At 47.4% G+C, this 386-nt stretch carries 1 protein-coding gene; it reads right to left on the bottom strand.

Features of this window, described 5'->3' with window-relative positions; translation table 11 throughout:
- Positions 1-256: 256 nt before the first annotated feature.
- On the bottom strand, positions 257-367 hold the full coding sequence (locus ACQ76X_RS36355) for an ORF6C domain-containing protein (protein WP_438498721.1): 111 nt from the start codon (positions 365-367) through the stop codon (positions 257-259).
- Positions 368-386: the final 19 nt, after the last annotated feature.

The following is a 386-nucleotide window of genomic DNA, read 5'->3' as shown; positions in this document are numbered from 1 at the left end:
TCATGTTCACATCGCATAATGTTCTTCACCAACACCTGATGCTGCAGCGGACTACGTTCAAACCAGATCGTTGCTAGTAGTGGCAATGTCATGTCTTCCTCCAATGCTTTCTCACCTCCCTTTAACTTCCTAGTACTGAGCGCAACTTTGCGTTCATCCTCCAATGATGACCGCTTAACGAAAGACTGCGTTCAGTCCGCTGGACGCATAGAATCGTTCAGTAATTGAGGGTATCACTACTGAGCGCAAAACCGCTTTAAGCTAACGGTCTCCAGCATTCCACATATTGCAGCGCCCTCTCCAAGTCTCCTTTGCGGATATCCCTGTAGCTGGTAACCTCAAATTCGGCATAGATTGACCGGTACAATTGTCTAAAAACCCCTGGT

Origin of the sequence: Paenibacillus sp. IHBB 3054 (genome assembly GCF_051594305.1) — a bacterium.
GTDB lineage: Bacteria > Bacillota > Bacilli > Paenibacillales > Paenibacillaceae > Paenibacillus_AQ.
The sequence above is the reverse complement of the archived record's forward strand: the minus strand, read 5'-3'. Positions and strand labels throughout refer to the sequence as shown.